The organism is Sharpea porci, assembly GCF_009695655.1.
GTDB lineage: Bacteria > Bacillota_I > Bacilli_A > Erysipelotrichales > Coprobacillaceae > Sharpea > Sharpea porci.
In genome coordinates this window covers 144,759-167,712 of the sequence record NZ_VUNM01000001.1, presented here as the reverse complement: position 1 = coordinate 167,712, position 22,954 = coordinate 144,759, and the positions used below count along the sequence as shown (strand labels likewise).

Genomic DNA, 22,954 nt, shown 5'->3' with positions numbered 1-22,954 from the left:
TCTTATTCTTCAATGCCAAAGACCTTATTGGCATAATGAACTGTTGCCATCGCATCTTTACAATAAGCATCAGCCCCAATCTCATCAGCATAATCCTGATTCATAACAGCTCCTCCAACACAAATAAGCGTATCAGGTTTCTTTTCTCTAAGCTGTCTGATTGTCTCTTCCATATTGACAACTGTTGTCGTCATCAAGGCTGAGAGACCTACAAGTCGAATATTCTCTTTAATAGCTGTTTCAACAATAATTTCAGGATCTACATCCCTTCCTAAATCAATCACGTCAAAACCATAATTCTCCAACATGACCTTAACAATATTTTTACCTATATCATGAATATCACCCTTGACTGTGGCAAGAATAATACGACCTTTCACATCCTGTTCAACATCGGCCATGCTTTCTTTGACAACACCAAAAGCAGCTTTAGCAGCTTCAGCACTCATTAAAAGCTGTGGGAGGAAGAGGGTGCCTTTTTCAAAGCCCTGTCCCACTTCATCAAGAGCAGGAATGAGCTCCTCATTAATAAGCGTCAAACCATCCTTTGTTTCTAGACCCAGTTTTGTAGCTTTTGCAGCATTTTGACTCATACCACGCTTGATCGCTTCATAAAGGGACATGGAAGCCGTATTTTTAGGAACCGGAGCACTTTCAACATTGGCATAGGCTTCAATATAGTCTGTGAAATTAGTATCATAGTTCATTAAGGCATTGAAAGCCCGATAGCTATCCATCATTGCTTTTGTATTCGGATTGACAATGGCACAGGAGAGACCATTCTGCATCGCCATGGTGAAGAAGTTGGCATTAAGAATAGAACGCTGTGGAAGGCCAAAGGAAATATTGGAAACACCAAGAATAGAATGACCATGTAATTCATCACGTATACGTCTGATCGTTTCTAATGTGACAAGTGCACTATGAGGATCAGAAGAAACGGTCATGGCAAGACCATCAAAGACAATATCATCATGGGAAATACCATATTCATCAGCTGTCGCATAAATCTTCTTGGCAATTTCTATACGCTTGTCAGCATTATCAGGAATTCCCTCTTCATCCAACAACAATGCAACGACAACAGCACCATATTTCTTGACAATGGGGAAGATGGCTTCCATTGTTTCCCTTTTCCCGTTGACACTATTCAACATGCATTTCCCATTATAAATACGCATTGCTTTTTCAATTGCTTCTACATTACCGGTATCAATTTGTAAAGGGAGGCCTGTTACACTTTGTAATTCCTTGACAACTTCAACAAGGGTTGATACTTCATCAATTTCAGGAAGACCAACATTCACATCAAGAATATCCGCACCAGCATCTTCCTGGGCTAAGCCCTGGGAGAGAATATAGTTGATATCATGATTCTTTAAAGCTTCCTTGAATTTCTTTTTGCCTGTGGGGTTGATACGTTCACCAATAATACGTGGTTTTGTCCCAATCTCGACAGCTGTTGAAAAGGAAGTGACAAAGGTATGATGTTTTTTTGTAGGTTTTGGGAAAGGATGCTTGCGTACTTCGGCAATTTCCTTACGGATATAACTTGGTGTTGTACCACAACATCCACCTAGTGCCTGCACAGGTAATTCTGCCATCTCTCCCATTAATTGCGCAAATTCATCTTCATGCATGTCATAAACATTCTTGCCGTTGACACTTTTAGGTAAGCCAGCATTGGGATTGACAATAATTGGCAGTGATGAGAGTTCTGTCATTCTTTTAACAATCGGCATGAGTTGCTGAGGACCAAGTGAGCAATTGATCCCTAAGGCATCCACTCCTAATCCTTCCAACAAGGCCACAATAGTTTCCGGTGTCGCTCCCGTTAAAAGCTTGCCTTTCTCATCAAAAGTAACAGTGACAAGAATTGGCAATTGGGCATTTTCTTTTGCGCCTAGAACAGCTGCTTTAATTTCATAGGCATCGGTCATTGTCTCAATAAGAACAAGATCTGCTCCTGCACTTGCCCCAATGCGCACAACTTCACCATAAAGCTCTATCGCTTTTTCAAAAGGCAGGTCACCTAATGGTTCTAAGAGCTTTCCTGTTGGCCCTAAATCAAGAGCCACATAGCCATCCTCATCACGTTTTGCTTCATGACGTCCTTCTTTTGCGAGAGTAATCGCATTTCTGACAATCTCTTCAAGATGTTCTGGATATTTAAGACGATTGGCCCCAAAAGTATTCGCGTTGACAATATCACTGCCTGCTTCAAAGTAACCTTTAGCGAGCTTTCTGATTTCATCTTGGTGGTTAAGATTCCAGGTTTCAGGCAATTCTCCCGCTCCAAGTCCCCAGTCTTGTAGAATGGTGCCCGTTCCACCATCAAAAAACAACCATTCTTTTCCTAATCGATCTCGTAAAGCCATTCTTACTCCTTTCTTGATGGACAGTCCTGTTGATCACAGGCTGCACATCCACTTAGACTCTTTGTTTTTTTGTCAGTAATTCCAATAAAGGCTGTCACACTCTTACTTGGAACCATTAAACATGTATCTGTTAAAGTAATCCCAATACTACTCATCTTGAGAATACGTTCAAAGTCTCTTTGTAAAGTTAATGGTGTACCCCCATAACCAGGAGAAAAGCGTGGCTTTAAGAAGAGGCCTTCTTGGCTAACTTCCTGGCGTAATTTTTCATTCAGTTCATCACAGACACATTCCACCATCTCTGCTCCTGTTGCCTGATAGATAGCAGCCTTTGCCATCTTGGTCAATTCAGCACGTTTGATCAAGCGATCCACGCCAATCCCAATCGTCGCTCCAAAGAGAAAGACTTCCTGACAGCCTGCTAGATTCTTGGCAAGACTCTTGGAAGTTACCTGCATACCACTGACTTCAATGGTCTCATGATCTAACCAGTTAAGCTTAAGCCGCTTATAGACACTTTGGGGCGTTATCACTTTCTGCAAATCTTGAATACACTCATCAATAAGGGCATCAATCTCTTCTGTAGGTTCCACCTGCTTACGTTTAGAATAACCAAGATAGCGATAGATTTCATGTTTTCTAACATTAATCATTTTATAATCTCCGATACATTTTCCATAATAGCCTTGGCAACATCAGGCTTGTTCATTGAATAGACATGAATATGTTGTATACCAGAAGCAATCAAATCAATAATTTGTTCAGAAGCATAGATAATACCGGCTTGTTTCATTGCCTCATCATTATCACCAAACTTATCCACCATCGAGATAAAACGCTGTGGCATTGAACAGCCTGATAGCTCTCTAGCCCTTTTAACCTGAATGCCTCTTGTGATAGGCATAATACCTGCCACAATAGGCACATCAATACCTGCTTCTCTTGCCCTGAAGAGGAAGTTGTAGAAGACATTGTTGTCAAAGAACATCTGGGTTGTTAAGAAGTCTGCCCCAGCATCCACCTTTTTCTTCAAGTTCTTGATATCCATATCCTTATTGCTTGCTTCAGGATGGCCCTCTGGATAACAGGCTGCTCCAATACAGAAATCCCCACTTGCCTTAATTTCACTAATAAGCTCTGAGGCATGTTGGTAGTCGTGGAATTGAGAGCCACCTACCGGAATATCTCCACGTAAAGCCATGATATTTTCAATATGATTTTCTTTCAAACGATTAATCATTGAATGCACATGGGCTTTAGAAGAAGAAACACATGTGAGATGAGCCATCACTTCAACATTCTCTTGTTCCTTTATTTCCTTGGCAATATTTAAGGTATATTCACTCGTTCCACCACCAGCACCATAAGTCACACTCATGAAGTCCGGATGTAATTTCGCTATTTCCTTGGCTTTAAAAGCCACATCATCATAATTCTTTGTCAGTTTTGGAGGAAAAACTTCAAAAGAAAGCGTTACTTTATCCTGATTTAGTATATCTATGATTTTCATGTCTATTCTCCTTGTATTAAGCTAGTCTCTATTATAGCTTGAATGAACGCTTTTCGCTTATCTTTATATTATTGAGTATACAATAGGATTATCCTATAGTATATGCCTATTTTCCCACTTGATGATATAATGGAAGCGAGGAGGAATGCCATGAATTATTATAAAACAGGAGAATTTGCGAAAATGGCCAATGTCTCCATACGTACCATTCGTTGGTATGATCGTCAAGGCTTGCTTAAGCCAACAATGATTGCTGATAATGGCTATCGTCTTTATACAGATAAAGACTTTGTGAAACTCCAGCAGATTCTTTCATTAAAACAGCTTGGCTTTTCATTAGAGGAAATCTTTTCGATGACGCTCAATGATGATGTCCATTCCCTCATGCAGTCACTTGAATTACAGTCAACACTGATTGAAAATAAAATCAACCATCTCAAAGCCATACAAAGTGCAATAGTTGAAACCAAGAATGTCTTACATGAAGAACAAGCTATTGATTGGAATCAGCTTATTAAACTAATTAAACTGACAAGTATGAATGATTCTGTTGTCGAACAATATCGTGATGCCTCAAATCTCGAAATAAGAATACGACTACATGAACGCTATTCCTTAAATAAGGAATCATGGTTTAACTGGCTCTTTCATCAATATCATCTAAAGAATGGTATGAGGATACTAGAAGTAGGTTGTGGTAATGGGGCATTATGGAAGAAGAATGCCAAGGAGATACCTCAGGCTTTTATGACCTTATCGGATATTTCTGAAGGCATGGTTAATGATGCCAGAGAGAATCTTAAGAATATCCCTGGTATTCGTTATGCTAGTTTTGATGTTGAAGATATTCCTTATGATGATAATACTTTTGATGTCGTCATTGCGAATCATGTTCTTTTCTATATCAAAGACTTACCAACAGCACTGCAGGAAATCTACCGTGTGCTTAAGCCTGATGGTATGCTCTATGCTTCAGCCTATGGACATAAGCATATGCATGAAATTACAGATCTTGTCAAAGAATTTGACACCCGTATTACGCTCTCAAATATTAATCTCTATGATGTCTTTGGCTTAGAAAATGGGCAACAGGTTCTTTCAGAATTCTTCAAAAAAGTAGAGCTTGTACGTTACAACGATGCCTTAGAAGTCACCAACCGAGATGATCTTTCCAACTACATTCTCTCCTGTCATGGTAATCAGGGGGAATATATTTCTAAGAAATATGATGAATTTAGGAAATTCTTAGACCGTAAGCTTGCGAAATCCAAGTCCTTTCATATCACAAAGGACGCGGGTATGTTTATATGTCAGAAGGTGATTGATGATGAATAAGAAATTGAAACAATGGGGGATTGGTCTACTTATTGCGATTGTTGTACTTGCAGTAGCCATTATTGGCACACTAGGCTATCAGAACACAAAAGAAAAGCAAGCTACAAAACTCACAACCCCAGCCATCTTTCAAACCAAGGCCACTGCGACTTATCAGGCAAACGGCATTGTCGGCACAACAGCTGCCATCAATAAAATCGTGACTGATCCTATCTATAATCAAATGACAATCACATCAGTTGATTGCAAGAATACAGCAATCTGTCAGCTTGTCAGCTACTTAGTGGGCAATAAGCGCTATGTACTCTTAGTGCCTACTGGAACAGGACAAACAACTGTTCGTGTGACAGGCCAATATAATCAGAAAACCTATGGCTATGATATCAAAGTCAAAGTTACGAATCCTAACCATGTGAAAGTTGGCGTCGATTTATCAAGTTATCAAGGTAAAATAGAAGCGGATGTTTTAAAGAAAGCTGGGGCTAGCTTTGCGATTGTACGCGCCGGTCATGGCTACTCAACAGAAAAGAATTTCAGCCACTTCATTAAAGAATGTCAGGAAGATAAGATTGACTTAGGCCTTTATTGGTATCTTTCTTCAAAAGACAATAAAACACTTATTACTGATCAAGAAGTTCTTGATCAGGCGAATAGCTTTGTCAAGCTTTTAAAGAAAAACAAGCTGCAACCTGATGATTTCAAATATCCACTTTATCTCGATCTAGAAAGTGATACACTCTATGGAAATGTACCAGAAGTTATCAAGATTGCCTATGTCGAATCATTAGCGAGGGAATTCTTTGATGTGCTCGCCAAGGCAGGCTATAAGAATGTGGGAATTTATGCCAACAAATCCTATTATGAAACCTATCTCTCTAATGCCTATTTTGCCTCGATCAAACATAAATGGTATGCCCGCTATGGTTATGTCGGCACAAAGCCTACCATAACTCTCAATAATCAGAACTTCGCTCCTGATATGTGGCAAGTGGGCGATAACTTTAAAATTCAAGGTATTTCAAAGAAACGTATTGATCTCAATTACTATTATGACAAATAAAATTATCTTCTTGTCATGCATGATTTTCTTGTTGAGAAAAAGTCGCTATTTTGAAAACGATTGCAATTTTTTCAAAAAGCCTTACAATAAAAACTAGAAAAAGGAGATTATGTAGAGATGAAAATAATGTTATGTTGTGCAGCAGGCATGTCTACTAGCTTGCTTGTGACAAAGATGGAAAAAGCAGCTGCTGCTAAGGGACTAGATGTTGATATCTGGGCTAATCCAGTATCTGAAGCAAAGGATCATTTAGATGCAGATATTATCTTGCTTGGCCCACAGATCAGATATGCGGAAAAGTCAGTTAAGGAATTAGTAGATGGCAAGATGCCAGTACAGAATATCGACATGCGTTCATATGGCCGCATGGATGGTGAAAAAGTCTTAAATGATGCATTAAAAGCGATTGAAGATTTTAAAAAATAATATGGAAGAAGGATGAGCAAGGCTTGTCCTTTTTTGGTGAAAGAAGGAACGATATGGAAATACAATCAAAAAAGGCCGCCATCGCACCAGAAGGCGTCTATATCATTGGTACTTATGATGAAAATGGCCAGCCCAATGCCATGAATGCCGCATGGGGATCACAATCCGACTATGGCGAAGTGACATTCTTTTTAGGCCAACATAAAACAACCGACAATCTTAAGAAAACAGGAGCTTTCACGGTTGCCTTTGCGACAGCTCAAACTGTTGAAATCTCGGATTATTTTGGTATTGAGAGTGGTCATCATGAAAATAAAATAGAAAAAGCTGGCATCCATGTTCATAAGAGCAGTCATGTCAATGCCCCTATTATCGAAGAATACCCATTAACATTAGAATGCTTAGTTACATCCTATGATGATACAACAGGCATCTTAGTAGGGCAGATTGTCAGTGAACAAGCTGATGAAGCCATATTAACTAATGGCAAAGTTGATTATGATAAGCTGCAGCCTATTATTTTTGATATTGCCTCAATGAGCTATCGTATTATTGGACCTGTTGTTGGTAAAGCCTTTCATGATGGATTGCGACTGAAAAAGGGTGAGTGATGATTTTTATATGGTAAAATGGCTGTAATTCGTGTATGATAGAGTTAACGTGATATTGAAGGGAAGATAGATATTATGAAAACATCACTGTTAATTATGGCAGCAGGTATTGGCTCAAGATTTGGTGGAGGTATCAAACAGTTAGAACCAGTCGGCATGCATGATGAAATTATCATGGATTATTCTATTCATGATGCAATTGAAGCAGGCTTTAATAAGGTTGTCTTCATTATTAGAAAGGACATTGAAAAAGACTTTAAAGAAAGAATCGGTAATCGTATTGAAGATGTTGCCAAGGCTAATGATGTCGAAGTCGCCTATTGTTTCCAGGCACTGGATGACTTGCCAGAAGGCTTTAGTGTACCAGAAGGACGCAGCAAGCCTTGGGGCACAGGACAGGCCGTTTTAGCCGCAAAAGATTATATCAACGAACCATTCGTTGTGATCAATGCTGATGACTATTATGGCAAAGATGCCTTCGTGAAACTCCATGACTTCTTATTAGAAAAACACGGTGCAACAGAGTTTGCGATGGCTGGCTTCATTCTTAAGAACACACTTTCAGATAATGGCGTTGTTACAAGAGGGTTATGTGACGTCGATGCCAATGGCTATCTGACAGATGTTCATGAAACAAAGAATATTGCCAAGACTGCCACAGGAGCAGAAAGCGATGGCAGAGTCCTTGATCCTAATAGCTATTGTTCGATGAATATGTGGGCACTTTCTCCTGATTTCATGGGCATGCTGGAAAAGGGATTTGTGGAATTCTTAAACAATAACCAGGATCCTCTTAAAGGGGAATACCTCATTCCAATCTATATTGGTGAACTCTTAGAAAAGCATCAAGTGAGTGTTAAAGTCTTAGAAACAAAGGATAAGTGGTTTGGTGTCACTTATAAGGAAGACAAAGAGACTGTTGTTGATAGCTTTAGAGAACTGATTGAATCAGGTGTTTATAAGGAAGATTTATATCTCGATTTACAATAAGACAAGGAAGGTTTCTTCTTTGTCTTTTTCGTTACTTTGTAGTCAAAGCAATACAATAGAAATTACACTTAGCCATTTTCATTTTTCCATAAAAGTGTTAAAGTATTGTAGTTAGGAGGTGGCTTGTGTGAATACACCCAACAAGTTATCTGTAGCGCGATTGATTTCAGTACCGCTCTTTATCATTATCTATTTATTTCCATATGGACAATTTGGAATCAGTATACCATCCTATAGCATCTTATGGACCGAGATTTCTGTATTAGATATAGTTTGTTTCTTATTCTTTGTAGGGGCATCTCTAACAGATATGTTGGATGGTCATATCGCTAGAAAATATCACCTGATTACAACATTCGGTAAATTCATTGATCCAATTGCGGATAAAGCATTAGTCAACTCATCGATGATTCTCTTGACAATGTCTGGAAGAATGAATATTGTCTTGCTTTTGATTATGATTTTGCGTGATACCTTTGTCGATGGTGTGCGTATGGTGGCGGCTGGTAATAATAAGGTTGTTGCAGCAAGCTATTGGGGAAAGGCTAAAACAGTCACACAGATGGTTGGTATTTCTTTGATCTTGTTGAATAATCCATTCTTTACAGCCTTTGACTTCCCTCTTGATCAGATATTAATGTATCTGGCAACATTCTTCTCAGTCATTTCGGGCATCAAATATATTATTGCCTGCAAAGATTATATCTTTAAATCCATGTAAGGACCTGAGGGTCCTTTTTCGTTCTGAAGTGTCTCTCTTTTTGCATGTATGTGAATTATTTGTTAGAATTGAGTAAAGGAAGGTGGATATGTGTGAAGTGCTTATTTATTATTAATCCTGTATCGGGGACAAAGGTTATACAGAAGAACTTAGACCGTATTATTGGAACACTGATTCTTGATACGGATGTATCAACTGTTGATATTTTCTATACTCAAAAGAAGAATGATGCTATGAATAAAGCGGCTTCACTTAAGCTTGGTGATTATGACTTTGTGGTATCCGTAGGTGGTGATGGAACAGTCAATGAGGTCTTGATGGGCCTTATTAATTCCAAGAGTGCTATTCCAGTAGCACTGATTCCCGCTGGGACAGTCAATGACTTTGCGAATTATCTCAAACTGCCTACAACACCGGATGCCTTTGCCCAAATGATTAAGGATTTTAAGACGATTAAGGCGGATGTCGGGCAGGAAGCACATTCCGATATCTGCTTTGCGAATGTACTTTCCGGAGGCATGTTTAGCGATATTGCTTTTCAGGTTACGAAAGAACTCAAGAATACCTTTGGTCCTTTAGCTTATTATGTCACAGGAATTAAAGAACTGCCTGCTCAGCTTGCTATGAACCTGCATTTAAAAGTCACTGCTGACAACGAATATTTTGAAGAAGACGCATCACTTTTCCTTATTACCAACTCTTCATCAGTTGGTGGCTTTAGGGATATTACGCCCTATGCCGATGTAAGTGATGGCAAGCTCGATCTCTTCATTATCAAGAAATGTAATGTCGCCGACTTAATCAATCTTTTAAAAGACTATCGTTTCCAGATTCATACAAAGAATCCAATGATTCGCTATACACAGGCAAGTCATATAAAAATAGAATGTGATCAGGATATTGTCTATGACATTGATGGTGAAAAAGGAGAAGGTTTCCCAATCGAAGTCAATTGTCTTGCCGGACTCATTGATTTAATTGTACCAAAAGATTAAAAAGAACTACCACTAACCCTATTTTTTTGAGTATAATATAGATAATATGGAAATCAAAGAAATAGATTTTATCAAAGACAATTTATTACCAAATTTCACACCCTATTACATCTATGCAATTTATGAAGGAGGAAAACAAGTGGGGACACTTGTTTTTAGATTGGGAAGTGATCAAGAGCATTATTATGATGGACATATTGCTTATACGATTGAAGAAGCTTATCGTGGTCATCATTATGCCTATCAGGCCTGTCTCTTATTGAAGGAAAGTATGCTTCAATTAGGTTATCAGCATGTCCTGATAACTTGTGATCCAGCCAATCTTCCAAGCAAGAAGACCATCATGAAGCTAGGATGTACATTATTAGGCGTAGAAGAAGTGCCTAAGCGCTATAGAAAGGTGTTTGCGGAAGGGGAAAATGTGAAAGAAATTTATCGATGGGAGCTGATGCCATGAAGTTCATCCATATAGCCGACATGCATCTAGGCAAGATGCTTAAACTTTATAATCTCTTACCGCTTCAAGAAGAATGCTTGCAACAAGTGACTGAGGCACTGCAGAATGAAGATATCGATGGCTTGATTATTGCGGGAGATGTCTATGACCGTGCTATTCCTCCCCAGGAAGCTGTCAATGTCCTTAATAGATTCTTATCGACAATCATCAATGACCTGCATAAAAAGGTCTATATGATTTCAGGTAATCATGATTCCAGTGATCGTTTGAATTTTGCATCATCAATTCTTGAATCAACAGGGCTTTATATAGAAACACGATTACAAAAACAAATCGTTTATCATCAAGAAGAAGATGTACGTATCTATATGTTGCCTTTTGTAAGACCAATTGATATCAGGCGTCTCTATCCTGAGTGCCCTACAACGAACTACAATGAAGCCTTTGCCTACTATCTTAGTCAACAAGAGCCTTTAGATCATCACTACAAGAATATTCTCATCACCCATCAATTTGTCGGCTTTCATGCCATTACAAGTGAGAGTGAACAAAGCTTATCCGTGGGCAATGCAGAAGTGATTGATCCAAGTCTTTTTGATGATTTTGATTATGTAGCATTAGGTCATCTCCATGCACCACAATATGTCCATCAAAAACATATCCGCTATTCTGGTTCTCTTGCCAAATATTCATTTGATGAAGTGAAACAGAAGAAGGGCTATGTCATTGTGGATACAGAGAATATGCATATAGAAGAGAGAGAATTCAAAATGTCCCAGGATGTGGTGATTCTAAAGGATTGTTTTGAAAATCTCAACAATCCTGCCAACTATCAAGAACATCAGAATGATCTTATTGCAGTGGAACTGACGGATACAAGTATTATCCCCCATGCCATCGAACATTTACGCATGCTTTATCCCCATATCTTGCAGCTGACCTATCCTGCCTTGATGGGCAATGAAGTCAATGATCTTCATCATATGGATCAGCTCAGGCATACAAGTCTTGTTGAACTCTATGAAGACTTCTATCAACAATCTACAGGAACATCCATTGATGAAGCTTCGTTGAAAATTATTCAAGATTTACTTGAGGGAGGTGAAAATCATGAAGCCTCTTAAACTCGTGATGCAGGCCTTTTCGACCTATCTCGATAAAACTGTTGTCGACTTTGAAGGGCTTAATCGTGCTGGACTGTATTTGATTTCAGGCGATACTGGGGCGGGTAAGACAACACTCTTTGATGCCATCTGCTTTGCCCTTTATGGAGAAGCATCCGGCAGTAATCGTTCTAGCGATGTCTTTCGTTCAGAATATGCCACAAATGATATCCCAACTCTTGTTGAACTGACATTTATGGTGGGGGGAGAGGACTATTTTGTCCATCGTGAAATGGCCTATTATTCAAGTGGAAAGCCTAAGCCAAGTAATGACTATCTGATGATTGGTGAGGAGCTAGTCAAAGGAAAGAAAGAAGTCACAAATGCGATTAAGAATCTCTTAGGGGTGGATGCTACACAATTCAAACAAATCGTCATGCTTGCTCAAGGAGAATTCTCCAAACTGCTTTATGCTTCTTCCAACGATCGTGTCAAGATCTTCCGTAATATCTTCCATACCTCATCTTTGCAGGCACTTGAAGACAAACTCAAGGAAAAGGACAAAGAGCTTGGTGAACTAGCAACAAAGAAAAAGACCGAACTGGATACTTTGCTTTTGTCACTATCATTAAAGACAAAGGAGCACTATAGCAGTGCAACATTGCCTTATGTCAAGGACTATCTTGACAAGATGCAGGACGAACTGGCAATCAAGCAGGCCGAACGTGTCAAACAAGCACAGCTTTATAAAGACAAACATGATCATTACTTCTTATTGAAGCAAGATAATGAACGTCTTGAACAGTTAGAAAAGCTCGAAGCAGAAAGAAATGAGCTCTTGCGCCAACAAGATGTTATTGCGGCTTCCACAAAAACAATCGACCAAATCACAAAAGCCATAGCCATCATCCCACAAGAAATGGCCTGTCTTGATTTAGAAAAGACCATTCAACAACTACAGGATGAAGAAAAAGCACTCTTGACGATGCAAGACAATTTACATCAACAAACACTTGCCTACCAAGAAGCTTTGTCCCATCAAGAAGAACTCACAGCGCAAAGTGAACAACTCCATGATGCTCTCCAACAAGCCAATCGTGCTCTTGAATTTGTCGCATCTATCGATAAGAATCAAAAAGCTATTGATAAGAACGTACAGGCCATGAACAATAGGCAACATGAGTATGAAGCACTCCAGCAAGCGATTGTTAAGAAGGAGAAGACATTGCATCGTGATCAAAAGTCTTTAGCAGAACTGCCTGATTTCAAGGTGGCCTTAAGCAAGATGGAACAGCAGGTTGAACAGTATACGGATCGTAAAAGCAAGATTCATACACTAGCGGATCAATTTGATCAATATAATAATAAGGTTGAGAATTATTATGAAGCCCATCAGCTCTATGTCAAAACACTCAAGCATTATGAAGCGCAGGAAAGCGAACTCAATAAGCAATATGAACTTAGAATGCAGGGAAATTATGGAGTCATTGCTTCGCAATTAAAAGAAGGTGTTGCTTGTCCTGTATGTGGAAGCTTAGAACACCCACATCCTGCTAAGCGTATTGAACATGTGCTTTCTGATGATAGGCTTGCCGCTTTAGAGAAAAACATTGGATCATTAAAGCGTGATGTTGATTTACGATATGATGAGGCTAATGAGAAGAAGACAGCTATCACTGTGTCCAAGCAGGAAATAGCTTTGTTGAAGAGTGATCTGAAAATTGAAGAAGAACTAGATAAAGATGTCTTTATTCGTCTATTATCGGATATTACGCAAAAGAAGCAAGAAGCTAGCAAGAGCTACCAGGAAACCTATGACCAAATCCAATTTCTCGAAAATCTCAGTAAGTCTGTTGAACTTTCATTAAAAGAGTTTGAAAGACAGAAACAAAGACTAATTGATATGGAGAAGGAAATCCTGCGCTACAAGAGTGCTATTGATGTCGCAAAGGCATCCATTGCCACAATTAAGCGCCAGTATCCGGATATAGAAAGTTATTCGAAGGACCGTGTTGTATCACTGACTCAGCGTTATGAGGCTTGTAAGCAAAAACTATCAGCCATTACAAAGATGGGAGAAGAGCTCAAACGCAATCAAGCCATCTTTGAGACAAAGCAACAAGCAAACCGTTCCAATCTAGAAAAGACCCGTAGTAAATATGAAGCAAGTAAGCATGACTTTGAAGAAGCCATTCAACAACGCTTTGAAAATATCGATGCTTATCGCCAAGCGAAAGCACAAAAAGCGATGTTGGAGAAAATGAAAGCGGAAGTTGATGCCTATCATGTGCATAAAGGTGCTTTAGAGAAGCAGATTGAAACAAATAAGAAGCTTGTTGAAGGTAAAAAGAAAGTTGATCTTAGTGCTTTAGAAGAAGAACTTCTCCAACAAGAAAGAAGTAATAAAGAACAAGATGCACACTATTATGCCTTAGAAAATAGTTATGATCATGCAATGTCCATCTATAAGAAGATGGTCAAGATTGAAAAAGAGAATAAGCAAGTTCTTGAAGACTATCAACGCTATCATAATCTCATGTTGGCAACAACAGGAAAGAACAATGCCAACAAGATTTCATTTGAGCGCTTTGTCTTGGCAAGCTATTTTGAGAATATCATTACCTTTGCGAACACAGAACTCGCAATGTTGACGAGTGGACGTTATGTATTTAGAAGACGCAGTGAAGCAAAGGGAAATGGTGGACAGGGCTTGGATTTAGAGATTCTTGATTATGAATCAGGGACATATCGTGATGTAAAATCCTTATCGGGTGGTGAATCCTTTAAGGCGTCATTAGCTTTAGCCTTAGGCTTATCAACGATGATTCAGAATTATTCAGGAGGTATTGAATTGAATACGCTCTTTATTGATGAAGGGTTTGGTACTCTTGATGATGAGTCGTTGTCACAAGCTATTGATGTATTAATGAAATTAAGGGAAACTGACAAGGTTATTGGGATTATTTCCCATGTTGGTGAACTTAAGAATAGAATAGAAAGTGGAATAATTGTAAGAAAAGGAGAAAGGGGCAGTCACTTAACTGTTACCGCATGAAAAACATGAAGAAATTAAGAGAATTACCAGATTTTAGAGATCCAGAAGCTATTGTGGAAGAGAAGGAAGACAGCGTTACACATCTTCCATTAATTGAAATCAGATATGGCGCTAGAGATGAAGATGGCCAGCAGGTTTCACCAGAAGCAAAAGATAATTATGGTGTATGGATGGGCTTATTGGATGAAAACAACTATTATGAAATCTATCATAAGCGTGCAAGCTATGAAGGTGGCGAGATTGTTGTTGATGAAATTGAAGAAGTACATACAAATATCAATAAGCGTAATGAACTTGTCAATAAGTCAACAGAACTCTCAACAAGTACATCTTGGGGTGAAACTGCTCATGCCTACAAAGAATTAATGGATGAATGGAAGGCACTTAGAAATTTCAATCTCCCATACCAGCAAAAGATCTGGGAATTCTTCAAGGCACCTATGGATGACTTCTATGCAGCTTTAGAAGAAAACCATGAAAATGTCAAAGCAAAGAAAGAAGAACTTGTCGCAAAAGCGCAGGCTATGCTTGAAGCAGAAAATCTCGATCAGGCAACACAGGCCATCAAGGACTTACAGAAAGAATGGAAAGAAGCTGGTTCAGCTGGTCATGAAACAGATGAAGCTTTATGGAAGAGCTTTAGAGAAGCATGTGATGCTTTCTTTGATAAGAAACATGAACTGTGGGCTCAGACAGTCCTCCCAGCTCAAGAAGAAGCTAAAGCTAAGAAAGAAGCTCTTGTCGAAGAAGCCATTCAGGCCGCTAATCTTGAAAACTTCAAAGAAGGCACTGCCGCTTTTAAAAGCTTGATGGCAAGATGGAAAGAAGCAGGATATGCCGGTAAGGATGATCAGAAGCTCTGGGATGAATTCAATACTCATCAGCAATACTTTTACAACAAGAAGAAAGCATATTATGATCAAATCAACCAGGAATTAGATGCTCACTATGAAGCAAAGAAAGCTCTTGTCAATGAAGCTAAGAGTATTCTTGATAAAGCAGAATATGATCATGATTTCTCATATGAACGTACAAATCGTATGAAAGAGATTAATAAGGAATGGAAGACGATTGGGGCTGCTGGTCGTGAAAGAGAACAGGCTCTCTGGCATAAGTTAAGAGAAGTCATGGATCGTTATTTTGAAATTGCTCGTGAATATCATTTATTGAGAAATATCGGGTAGAAGAAAAAGTCGATGGAATTCCACCGACTTTCTTTTACTTTTTTTGAAAAATGCGTATAATAAACAAGTATATTAGAGAGGAAAGATAATATGGCAAAGAATTTCAAGAATGATGCTATTACATCAAGAGATGAAAACTTCGCACAATGGTATACAGATATCTGCCGTAAAGCAGAACTTATGGATTACTCTAATGTGAAAGGTTTCATCATTTATTTACCATATGGTTTTGCCATGTGGGAACAAATCAAGAATTTCATGGACAAACGTTTCAAAGAAACAGGACATTCCAATGTTTATATGCCGATGTTGATTCCTGAATCGCTCTTACAAAAAGAAAAAGATCATGTTGAAGGGTTTGCACCTGAATGTGCTGTTGTCACAAGAGGGGGTACAAATGAACTTGAAGACCCACTTATCATTAGACCAACATCAGAAACACTCTTCTCAGAACTTTACGCTAAGCAGGTTAAGAGCTATCGTGATCTTCCTAAACTCTATAATCAATGGTGTTCAGTAGTTCGCTGGGAAAAAACAACAAGACCATTCTTAAGAGGATCAGAATTCTTATGGCAGGAAGGTCATACCGTTCATGCGACAGAAGAAGAAGCACGTGAAGAAACATTAAGAATGCGTGATATTTATGTCGAAACATGCCGTGACTTACTAGCAATTCCACTTATTACTGGACGTAAGACAGAAAAAGAAAAGTTTGCCGGAGCTGAAGAGACATATACAATTGAAGCCTTAATGCATGATGGCAAAGTGCTTCAGTCAGGGACATCACACTATTTTGGCCAGGGCTTCGCGAAAGCTTTCGATATCAAGTTCCTAGACAAAGATAATAAACAGAAATATATCTATCAGACATCATGGGGTGCATCAACAAGATTACTTGGTGCCATCATCATGGTTCATGGTGATGACAACGGTCTCGTTCTACCACCAAGAGTTGCACCAACACAGGTTGTCATTGTCCCAATCCAGTCACAAAAGCCAGGTGTTTTAGATAAGGCTTATGAAGTCAAAGCACAGTTAGAAAAAGCTGGTATTCGTGTATCTGTGGATGATTCAGATAAATCTCCAGGATTCAAATTTGCGGAAGCTGAAATGAAAGGTATTCCTGTACGTATTGAACTTGGGCCACGTGATATTGAAGCAGGTCATTGTGTTGTCGCTAAGAGAAATGATGGTACAAAGACAACCGTTGACTTAAATGATGATTTAGCTAATACAGTTCTTAAGACAATGGATATCATTCATGAAGAAATGTATGCGAAAGCTGAAGAACACTTAAGAACACATATCACAGAAACAAACGATTATAGTCAGTTTGGTGAAATCCTGGATACAAAAGGCGGTTATATCAAGACAAACTGGTGTGGTGATCAGGCTTGTGAGCTTAAAGTCAAAGAAGATTACCAGGCAACATCAAGATGTTATGAACCAGATGAAGCCAGTGATGATGCTGTATGTCCATGTTGTGGTAAAAAAGCAAAACATATTATTTATTATGCAAGAGCATATTAATAGTCAAAGTGAGGTCACTCCTCACTTTTTTTGTGCCTTCATTTAACTCATTTCCTTCTCAACAACATATCTTGTGACAATTTTTTTGAGAAAAACACATCATGTGACAAAATGTGACTATCGCGTGACCTTCCATTTCTATAATGAAATTGTAAAAACACGAAAGCAGGCAAAATATATTTTTGATGGGGAGGTAAGGACATGAATAGGAGAAAGACAATATTGAAACGCTTTATATGGTTTAAAAATCTTGCATGTTTTACAGATCTAATAATATCAGAAGAGGAGGCTTTGATATGATGAACAAGATTAAAAGATTTCTTAACCAACCAATCGATACACCATTGAAGAGATTTGTTTCATTGTTTGTAGCAATGGCAATGGTCCTCTCTGTACTTACAGTGACGTCTCTCTCAACCACAACACCTGCCTCAGCAGCAGGAGGAGAAACAAGCTACAAAGTCACAAATGACTCTAAGGGCAGTATTGATCTGACAATTAAACACTTAAACAATAACAGTGAGTTTTATACCGCAGATGAGCAAACACTTAAACCCGGTGACTTTATTGATAACTATAATAAAGTCAAGAATTACAATGTCACAAGTGTAACACTTGACAATAAGACAGTTTCTAATCCTCAGGATTTAAGACTGACAACAGCTGGATCTCATACCATTGTTGTCAACTATCAAGCATCTACTTCAAACGTCATTAATCCTGTAAAGTTCTATGACTACACATTACATCCTGATAACAATACAAATTCTTTTAAAAATGGGATTAATGATTCAGCTAACTATAGTTCTACTTCTTCAGTTAATAAACGTTTTGCGATAGGTAATAACAATATTCAGAGAAAAAACAATACAATTAATTCTGGATTCTATGATACAAATGGAAATTTTGTTTATATGAATTACTGGACAGGTGGTACTGCTGGAAAAGATGATCGTCTTGGTATTATTACGAATCTTTCTGGCACTAACTATAGCCAAGTTAACTTCAACAGTGCTATATATGCACCAAAACTATTTAATAACGATAAGGATATCACAGTTAAAGGATTAACAAATATTGATAACTATAAGTTGAACTTTTCAAGAAGAGGTGATACTTATACACTAACAAAAGTCCTCAACGAAAAAGGGGAAAATGCGAATCCAAGCTATACTGGTAGCAGTAATTTCTTCCCATTGAACCATGCTAGTTCAGTCAAAAATAATGGAGAAGATAGAGAAAATAGAACAAATAATGTTTATTTCGGTATGCGTTATGACTTTACATTTACATTAGGTGATTATAATGGACCATTGAATTATACATTTAATGGTGATGATGACTTATGGGTTTTCTTAGATGGACAACTAGTACTTGATGATGGTGGTATTCATGGTGCTATTGAAAAGACTGTAAATATCAAAGAAAAGTTAGGTTCTAAACCAGATAAATCCGCAGTGCATCAAATTACTGTGCTTTATATGGAACGTGGTGGTAATGAATCTAATTGTGCTATGAACTTTACAATTCCAAACCTCACACCAATCAACTACCAGGAAGCACAGAAAATCAATGTGGAATTCACAAAACAAAATTCTAAACAAGAAGCTTTAGCTGGAGCTAAGTTCTCAGTAGTTGATGACAATAAGGTTAGCTTGGGAGAATTTACTTCAGATGCTAATGGTAAAGTGACTCTCAAAGATCTAAGAGAAGGTACTTATTATGTTACTGAAACAAAAGCCCCAGATAGTTATGTTTTAACTGGTAATGTTCAGTATAAGATTGTTGTAAGTCGTACAAATGATGGAAAACTAACTTATAAACTTTATCAACCAAGTGAAAATAATACTTGGAGTGAATTAAGCAAAAATACAATTATCAACAAATCAGAAAAAGAAGTTGAACAAGATTCCATTGTTGCAAATAAAAAAGCAGAACTAGTCACTTATACAGATGGCACTGATGCATGGAATGACAGACTCTATGACATCACGCTCAATCCAGTTTCCAATAAAAAAATCACAACGACTACAACAACAACGACACCAGGGCAAGAAGCAACTTATGCAGATATTATGCTGGTGCTAGATGTCTCTGGCTCAATGAATGATCCAATATATACTTATTCACAAATTCAACAAAGTGATATGAGTAGCAGGAAAGAGTATTACATTCAATATAATGGGGAATACCGCAAACTCACGAAATATTATAGTTATAACTATGGATATAGGGGTTGGTTTTATGATGATGGAGTTTACGAATATGAGTTAAAATCTGATGATGTTGTCTATTCAAGAACAAGTAGTGAAACCCGACTGCAAGCTTTGAAGAGATCTGCAATTGCATTTGTCGACAAAATGAAAGTAGCTTCACCTAACAGTAGAATTGGTTTAAAAGCATTCAGTAGTAAGACATATTGGGAAAAAGAAAAATCAATTCCTTTAGAAAAAGTTGAAACTAATTACTCTAACATTATCAATGTCATTAATAGCTTAGAAGCTGAAGGTGGGACTTCTCCTGAAAGAGGATTAGGTTATAAAAATGACGGAATAGATAATGATGCATTATCTCAGTTGAGTAATGGTAGTAAAAATCACAAATTCACAATTCTCTTTACAGATGGATCGCCAACAGGTGAAAAAGGAACTCCTGACAGTGAACTTGACAATATGAAATATTGGGAGAGTAAAAATAATGCAGAAACAGCTGCACAGCAAGTTAAGGCTATTCCATCGACACTCTATACAGTTGGATTTGGTATGGGCACTAATGCAACAAAATGGCTTGAGACCTATATTGCAACTGATTCAAATAAAGCATATACAGCTGAAACTGCCGAAGGTTTAAGTGCAATCTTTAATGAGTTATCTGAAGAGATTGCTAGCGAGACAAAGATTGAAGTTACTGAGAAGAAAGTGGATATTACAGGTGCAACAGTCGTTGATAAAATTGCTAAAGAATTTGCACTTACACAAGAATCACGTAATAGCTTATTAGATAGTGGTGCAACAATTAAAGATAATGACGATGGTACAACGACAGTAACATGGACAGATCAGACAATTAAAACTGATGGCTCTACAAAATATGTATTACGTGTAAAAGCAAAAGCAGATTACATCGGTGGTAATAATGTTGCGACTAACGTTGAAAAAGATTCTTATATTCTAATAGAAAAATCAAAGGCAAAGAAACTGTTTGATCTACCTCATGTTAATGTCAAAGCAGAATTAAAAGCTAATGACTATAGGACAACAAGATTTGCGGGTGAAACATTCGATGCAAATAGTGTTAAAAGTAAGGATAATAAATCACTTGGTCAAATCCTTTCTCCACAATTTGACAAATCTGAAGTAACAAAGGTTTGGAAGGATGCTAAAAACAACGAAACAAATCTTGAAGAAATGAAAGCCATTACGACAGATGCACAGTATACTCTTGAACTTTCTTACAAAGCTGGTATAGCAACTGATGAGTCTAATCTAAATACTCATTATCATGCTAATGATGTTAATGATAAAGGAATTATGACTGCAACAGGTCATTTTGCAATCAACTTCAAGAAGGGCTCATTAAAAATCACAAAGAAGATTGATGAACAGTATACAACAGGTAAAACACAACTTCTTGCATTAGATGATGATGACAGTGGTTTAGCTGAAGACTTGAAGCAAAAAGAAGGAGTTACGAATGACTATACACAGTCTAACCAGACTTTCATCTACAAGATTCAAAGAAAAGTTAAGAATGAGGTGAAAGAAACATTCTATGCGACAATCTCATTTGATTCTAGAGATACTACTACAAATGAAAAGTCAGTAACAATTCATAATCTTGAGAAAGGTGATTATTCAGTGACTGAAGAAACAGACTGGTCAAGAAAATATAGTCTTTACAATGCTTCTACAACTAATGGTACAACTAATGGTGAAACAACATACCATAGCTTTTATACTAATCCTACAACTTCTAATCCTAAAACTGCTAATCCTACAACTGATGGTAATAATTTGAAGATTGGTTATCGTGAAGATACTACAAAGGATTATTTCACTGGTTTAGATGTAGATGCTGGAGACAATGTTGGATATGTTGATACTGATACTGCTGAAGGCTTTAAAGAGGTTAAAACTTTTACAAAGGCTGTTATGACAACAAACAATAGCTATGAACCAAATCAAGATGTACATGCTATCTATACAAACAATAAAAAGACTGGCTGGTATTGGAATTCTGATGCCGCTATCGCAATCAATAAATATAAATAATCAGGGAGGTGAACGATTGTGCGAAAAGTATTTAACATTCTTTCAACAATCATTCTTGTAGTCCTTGTTGCTTTTGCAGGTATGTTATTTGTTCCTAGAATATTCGGAATAGAACCCTTAGTGGTTCTTTCCGGATCTATGGAACCTACATATCATGTAGGAAGCGTTGTGTACTGCAATAAGAATGTTGATAAAGATAATATTAAAGCAGGCGATGCGATCACCTTTAAGATTTCAGAAGAAGCTGTTGTTACACACCGTGTTGTCAAAGTAAACAGTGATGGTACTTTTGTGACAAAGGGTGATGCGAACAATACTGATGATGGTGCACCAGTCAATAAGGCAAATGTTATTGGTGTAGCTGTCTTTACAATTCCTTATTTAGGCTATATTGCGAAAAATATTACTTCTAAAACAGGTATTATTCTTCTCGTTACTTTAATACTCGTCATCTTACTACTTACTTTCTTACCAGATATCTTAAAGATGGATGAAGATGACAATAAGGAGGCAGCAGGAGATGCTTAAAAAGAAAAAGAATAAACTGGCAATTGCATTGATCTGCATCTTTGCCTTAACGCTATCTGGAACACTCGCTTTGCTTTCAACAACTACGAATAAGGCTGAAAATACATTTAGTGCTATTCATAACAAGGTTAATGTGGGTATTGTTGAAGATAAGACTTATGAAGAATTATCTGATGGATCACGTAGTATAAAACTCAACAACAATCAAGCATCGAAATCATTTCGTATTAAGAATATTGATAAACTTAATGATCAATTAAAAGATGATACGAATGGTAAAGAATATTATCCAACAGGTAAGACACTTGTGAGAGCGAGAATAGTCCCAATGCTTGTCTATAATCAGGAAGGCAATGCTCATGATGACAATACTGTTGCTGGATTGGATATGGCAAAGCTGACAATGAAAGTCACTCAGGAACAGGATTCTCACTGGTATGCCAATGAACAAAATGGTGAAACATACTATTACTATAGTAAAGCAATTAATAAAGATGAAACAACACAACCATTAAACATCACAGCTACTTATACAGGTGGTATTCCATCAGGCACACATTTAGAAATTCAGGTGTTAACTGAAGGTGTGAACTATAATACATCACCAGGTAAAGATCAAGAAGGCAAAGATCAAGATGGTTATAGTTTTGCAGAACAGGCATGGGGTATTAACTATGCTAGCGATGGTACAATTGGCACAAAAGTGGATGTCAATGGCCAGTAAATAACTCAAATATATAAAATAAAGAAATATATTACGTAACACAATATGTGACTTGCATGTGACAACTATTAAATAT

General features: G+C 37.7%; 18 protein-coding genes. 15 read left to right on the top strand and 3 right to left on the bottom strand.

What is annotated here, in order from left to right; all coding sequences use genetic code 11:
- Positions 1 to 2 precede the first annotated feature (2 nt).
- From FYJ79_RS00850 to metF, 3 genes are read right to left on the bottom strand one after another with little or no spacing between them, the layout of a single operon-like run.
- Entirely contained in the window at positions 3 to 2,378 is a 2,376-nt protein-coding gene (locus FYJ79_RS00850) for a homocysteine S-methyltransferase family protein (RefSeq protein ID WP_154514097.1), read from the bottom strand.
- A gap of 2 nt (positions 2,379 to 2,380) precedes the next feature.
- Positions 2,381 to 3,031 (bottom strand): vitamin B12 dependent-methionine synthase activation domain-containing protein, encoded by a 651-nt coding sequence (locus tag FYJ79_RS00845; protein ID WP_154514096.1) that lies wholly within the window; start codon positions 3,029 to 3,031, stop codon positions 2,381 to 2,383.
- Positions 3,028 to 3,888, bottom strand: coding sequence for a methylenetetrahydrofolate reductase [NAD(P)H] (gene metF, locus FYJ79_RS00840; RefSeq protein ID WP_154514095.1), 861 nt, complete (start codon positions 3,886 to 3,888; stop codon positions 3,028 to 3,030). Before metF ends, FYJ79_RS00845 begins: the two co-directional genes overlap by 4 nt.
- 150 nt (positions 3,889 to 4,038) lie before the next feature.
- Here metF and FYJ79_RS00835 point away from each other — a divergent pair, with 150 nt between their 5' ends.
- The 15 genes from FYJ79_RS00835 (at position 4,039) to FYJ79_RS00765 (ending at position 22,878) form a co-directional block, all read left to right on the top strand.
- Complete coding sequence (locus FYJ79_RS00835) at positions 4,039 to 5,223, top strand: MerR family transcriptional regulator (RefSeq protein WP_154514094.1); 1,185 nt, start codon at positions 4,039 to 4,041, stop codon at positions 5,221 to 5,223.
- On the top strand, positions 5,213 to 6,283 hold the full coding sequence (locus FYJ79_RS00830) for a GH25 family lysozyme (RefSeq protein WP_154514093.1): 1,071 nt from the start codon (positions 5,213 to 5,215) through the stop codon (positions 6,281 to 6,283). The genes FYJ79_RS00835 and FYJ79_RS00830 overlap by 11 nt, the downstream gene beginning before the upstream one ends.
- 117 nt (positions 6,284 to 6,400) lie before the next feature.
- A complete protein-coding gene (locus FYJ79_RS00825) occupies positions 6,401 to 6,709 on the top strand; it encodes a PTS sugar transporter subunit IIB (protein ID WP_154514092.1) in 309 nt (102 codons plus the stop codon).
- 53 nt (positions 6,710 to 6,762) lie between these two features.
- Positions 6,763 to 7,320: a flavin reductase family protein gene (locus FYJ79_RS00820; protein ID WP_154514091.1), complete on the top strand. Its 558-nt coding sequence runs from the start codon at positions 6,763 to 6,765 to the stop codon at positions 7,318 to 7,320.
- Between the two features lie 75 nt (positions 7,321 to 7,395).
- Positions 7,396 to 8,310 (top strand): nucleotidyltransferase family protein, encoded by a 915-nt coding sequence (locus FYJ79_RS00815; RefSeq protein ID WP_154514090.1) that lies wholly within the window; start codon positions 7,396 to 7,398, stop codon positions 8,308 to 8,310.
- Between the two features lie 127 nt (positions 8,311 to 8,437).
- Positions 8,438 to 9,031: a CDP-diacylglycerol--glycerol-3-phosphate 3-phosphatidyltransferase gene (gene pgsA, locus FYJ79_RS00810; RefSeq protein WP_326802958.1), complete on the top strand. Its 594-nt coding sequence runs from the start codon at positions 8,438 to 8,440 to the stop codon at positions 9,029 to 9,031.
- Positions 9,032 to 9,123: 92 nt separating this feature from the next.
- Positions 9,124 to 10,026: a diacylglycerol/lipid kinase family protein gene (locus FYJ79_RS00805; protein WP_326802957.1), complete on the top strand. Its 903-nt coding sequence runs from the start codon at positions 9,124 to 9,126 to the stop codon at positions 10,024 to 10,026.
- Positions 10,027 to 10,072: 46 nt separating this feature from the next.
- Positions 10,073 to 10,483, top strand: coding sequence for a GNAT family N-acetyltransferase (locus FYJ79_RS00800; protein WP_154514088.1), 411 nt, complete (start codon positions 10,073 to 10,075; stop codon positions 10,481 to 10,483).
- The gene (locus FYJ79_RS00795; RefSeq protein WP_195836974.1) at positions 10,480 to 11,607 is read left to right on the top strand and encodes an exonuclease SbcCD subunit D; all 1,128 of its coding nucleotides are present in this window, start codon (positions 10,480 to 10,482) and stop codon (positions 11,605 to 11,607) included. The genes FYJ79_RS00800 and FYJ79_RS00795 overlap by 4 nt, the downstream gene beginning before the upstream one ends.
- A complete protein-coding gene (locus tag FYJ79_RS00790; RefSeq protein ID WP_154514086.1) occupies positions 11,594 to 14,641 on the top strand; it encodes an AAA family ATPase in 3,048 nt (1,015 codons plus the stop codon). The genes FYJ79_RS00795 and FYJ79_RS00790 overlap by 14 nt, the downstream gene beginning before the upstream one ends.
- Before the next feature lie 5 nt (positions 14,642 to 14,646).
- Positions 14,647 to 15,825, top strand: coding sequence for a DUF349 domain-containing protein (locus FYJ79_RS00785; RefSeq protein WP_195836973.1), 1,179 nt, complete (start codon positions 14,647 to 14,649; stop codon positions 15,823 to 15,825).
- Positions 15,826 to 15,915: 90 nt separating this feature from the next.
- Positions 15,916 to 17,355, top strand: coding sequence for a proline--tRNA ligase (gene proS / locus FYJ79_RS00780; RefSeq protein WP_154514084.1), 1,440 nt, complete (start codon positions 15,916 to 15,918; stop codon positions 17,353 to 17,355).
- Positions 17,356 to 17,651: 296 nt separating this feature from the next.
- Positions 17,652 to 21,626: a SpaA isopeptide-forming pilin-related protein gene (locus FYJ79_RS00775; protein WP_195836972.1), complete on the top strand. Its 3,975-nt coding sequence runs from the start codon at positions 17,652 to 17,654 to the stop codon at positions 21,624 to 21,626.
- Positions 21,627 to 21,644: 18 nt separating this feature from the next.
- Positions 21,645 to 22,154 (top strand): signal peptidase I, encoded by a 510-nt coding sequence (locus FYJ79_RS00770; RefSeq protein WP_154514082.1) that lies wholly within the window; start codon positions 21,645 to 21,647, stop codon positions 22,152 to 22,154.
- Positions 22,147 to 22,878 (top strand): hypothetical protein, encoded by a 732-nt coding sequence (locus FYJ79_RS00765; RefSeq protein ID WP_154514081.1) that lies wholly within the window; start codon positions 22,147 to 22,149, stop codon positions 22,876 to 22,878. The genes FYJ79_RS00770 and FYJ79_RS00765 overlap by 8 nt, the downstream gene beginning before the upstream one ends.
- Positions 22,879 to 22,954 lie beyond the last annotated feature (76 nt).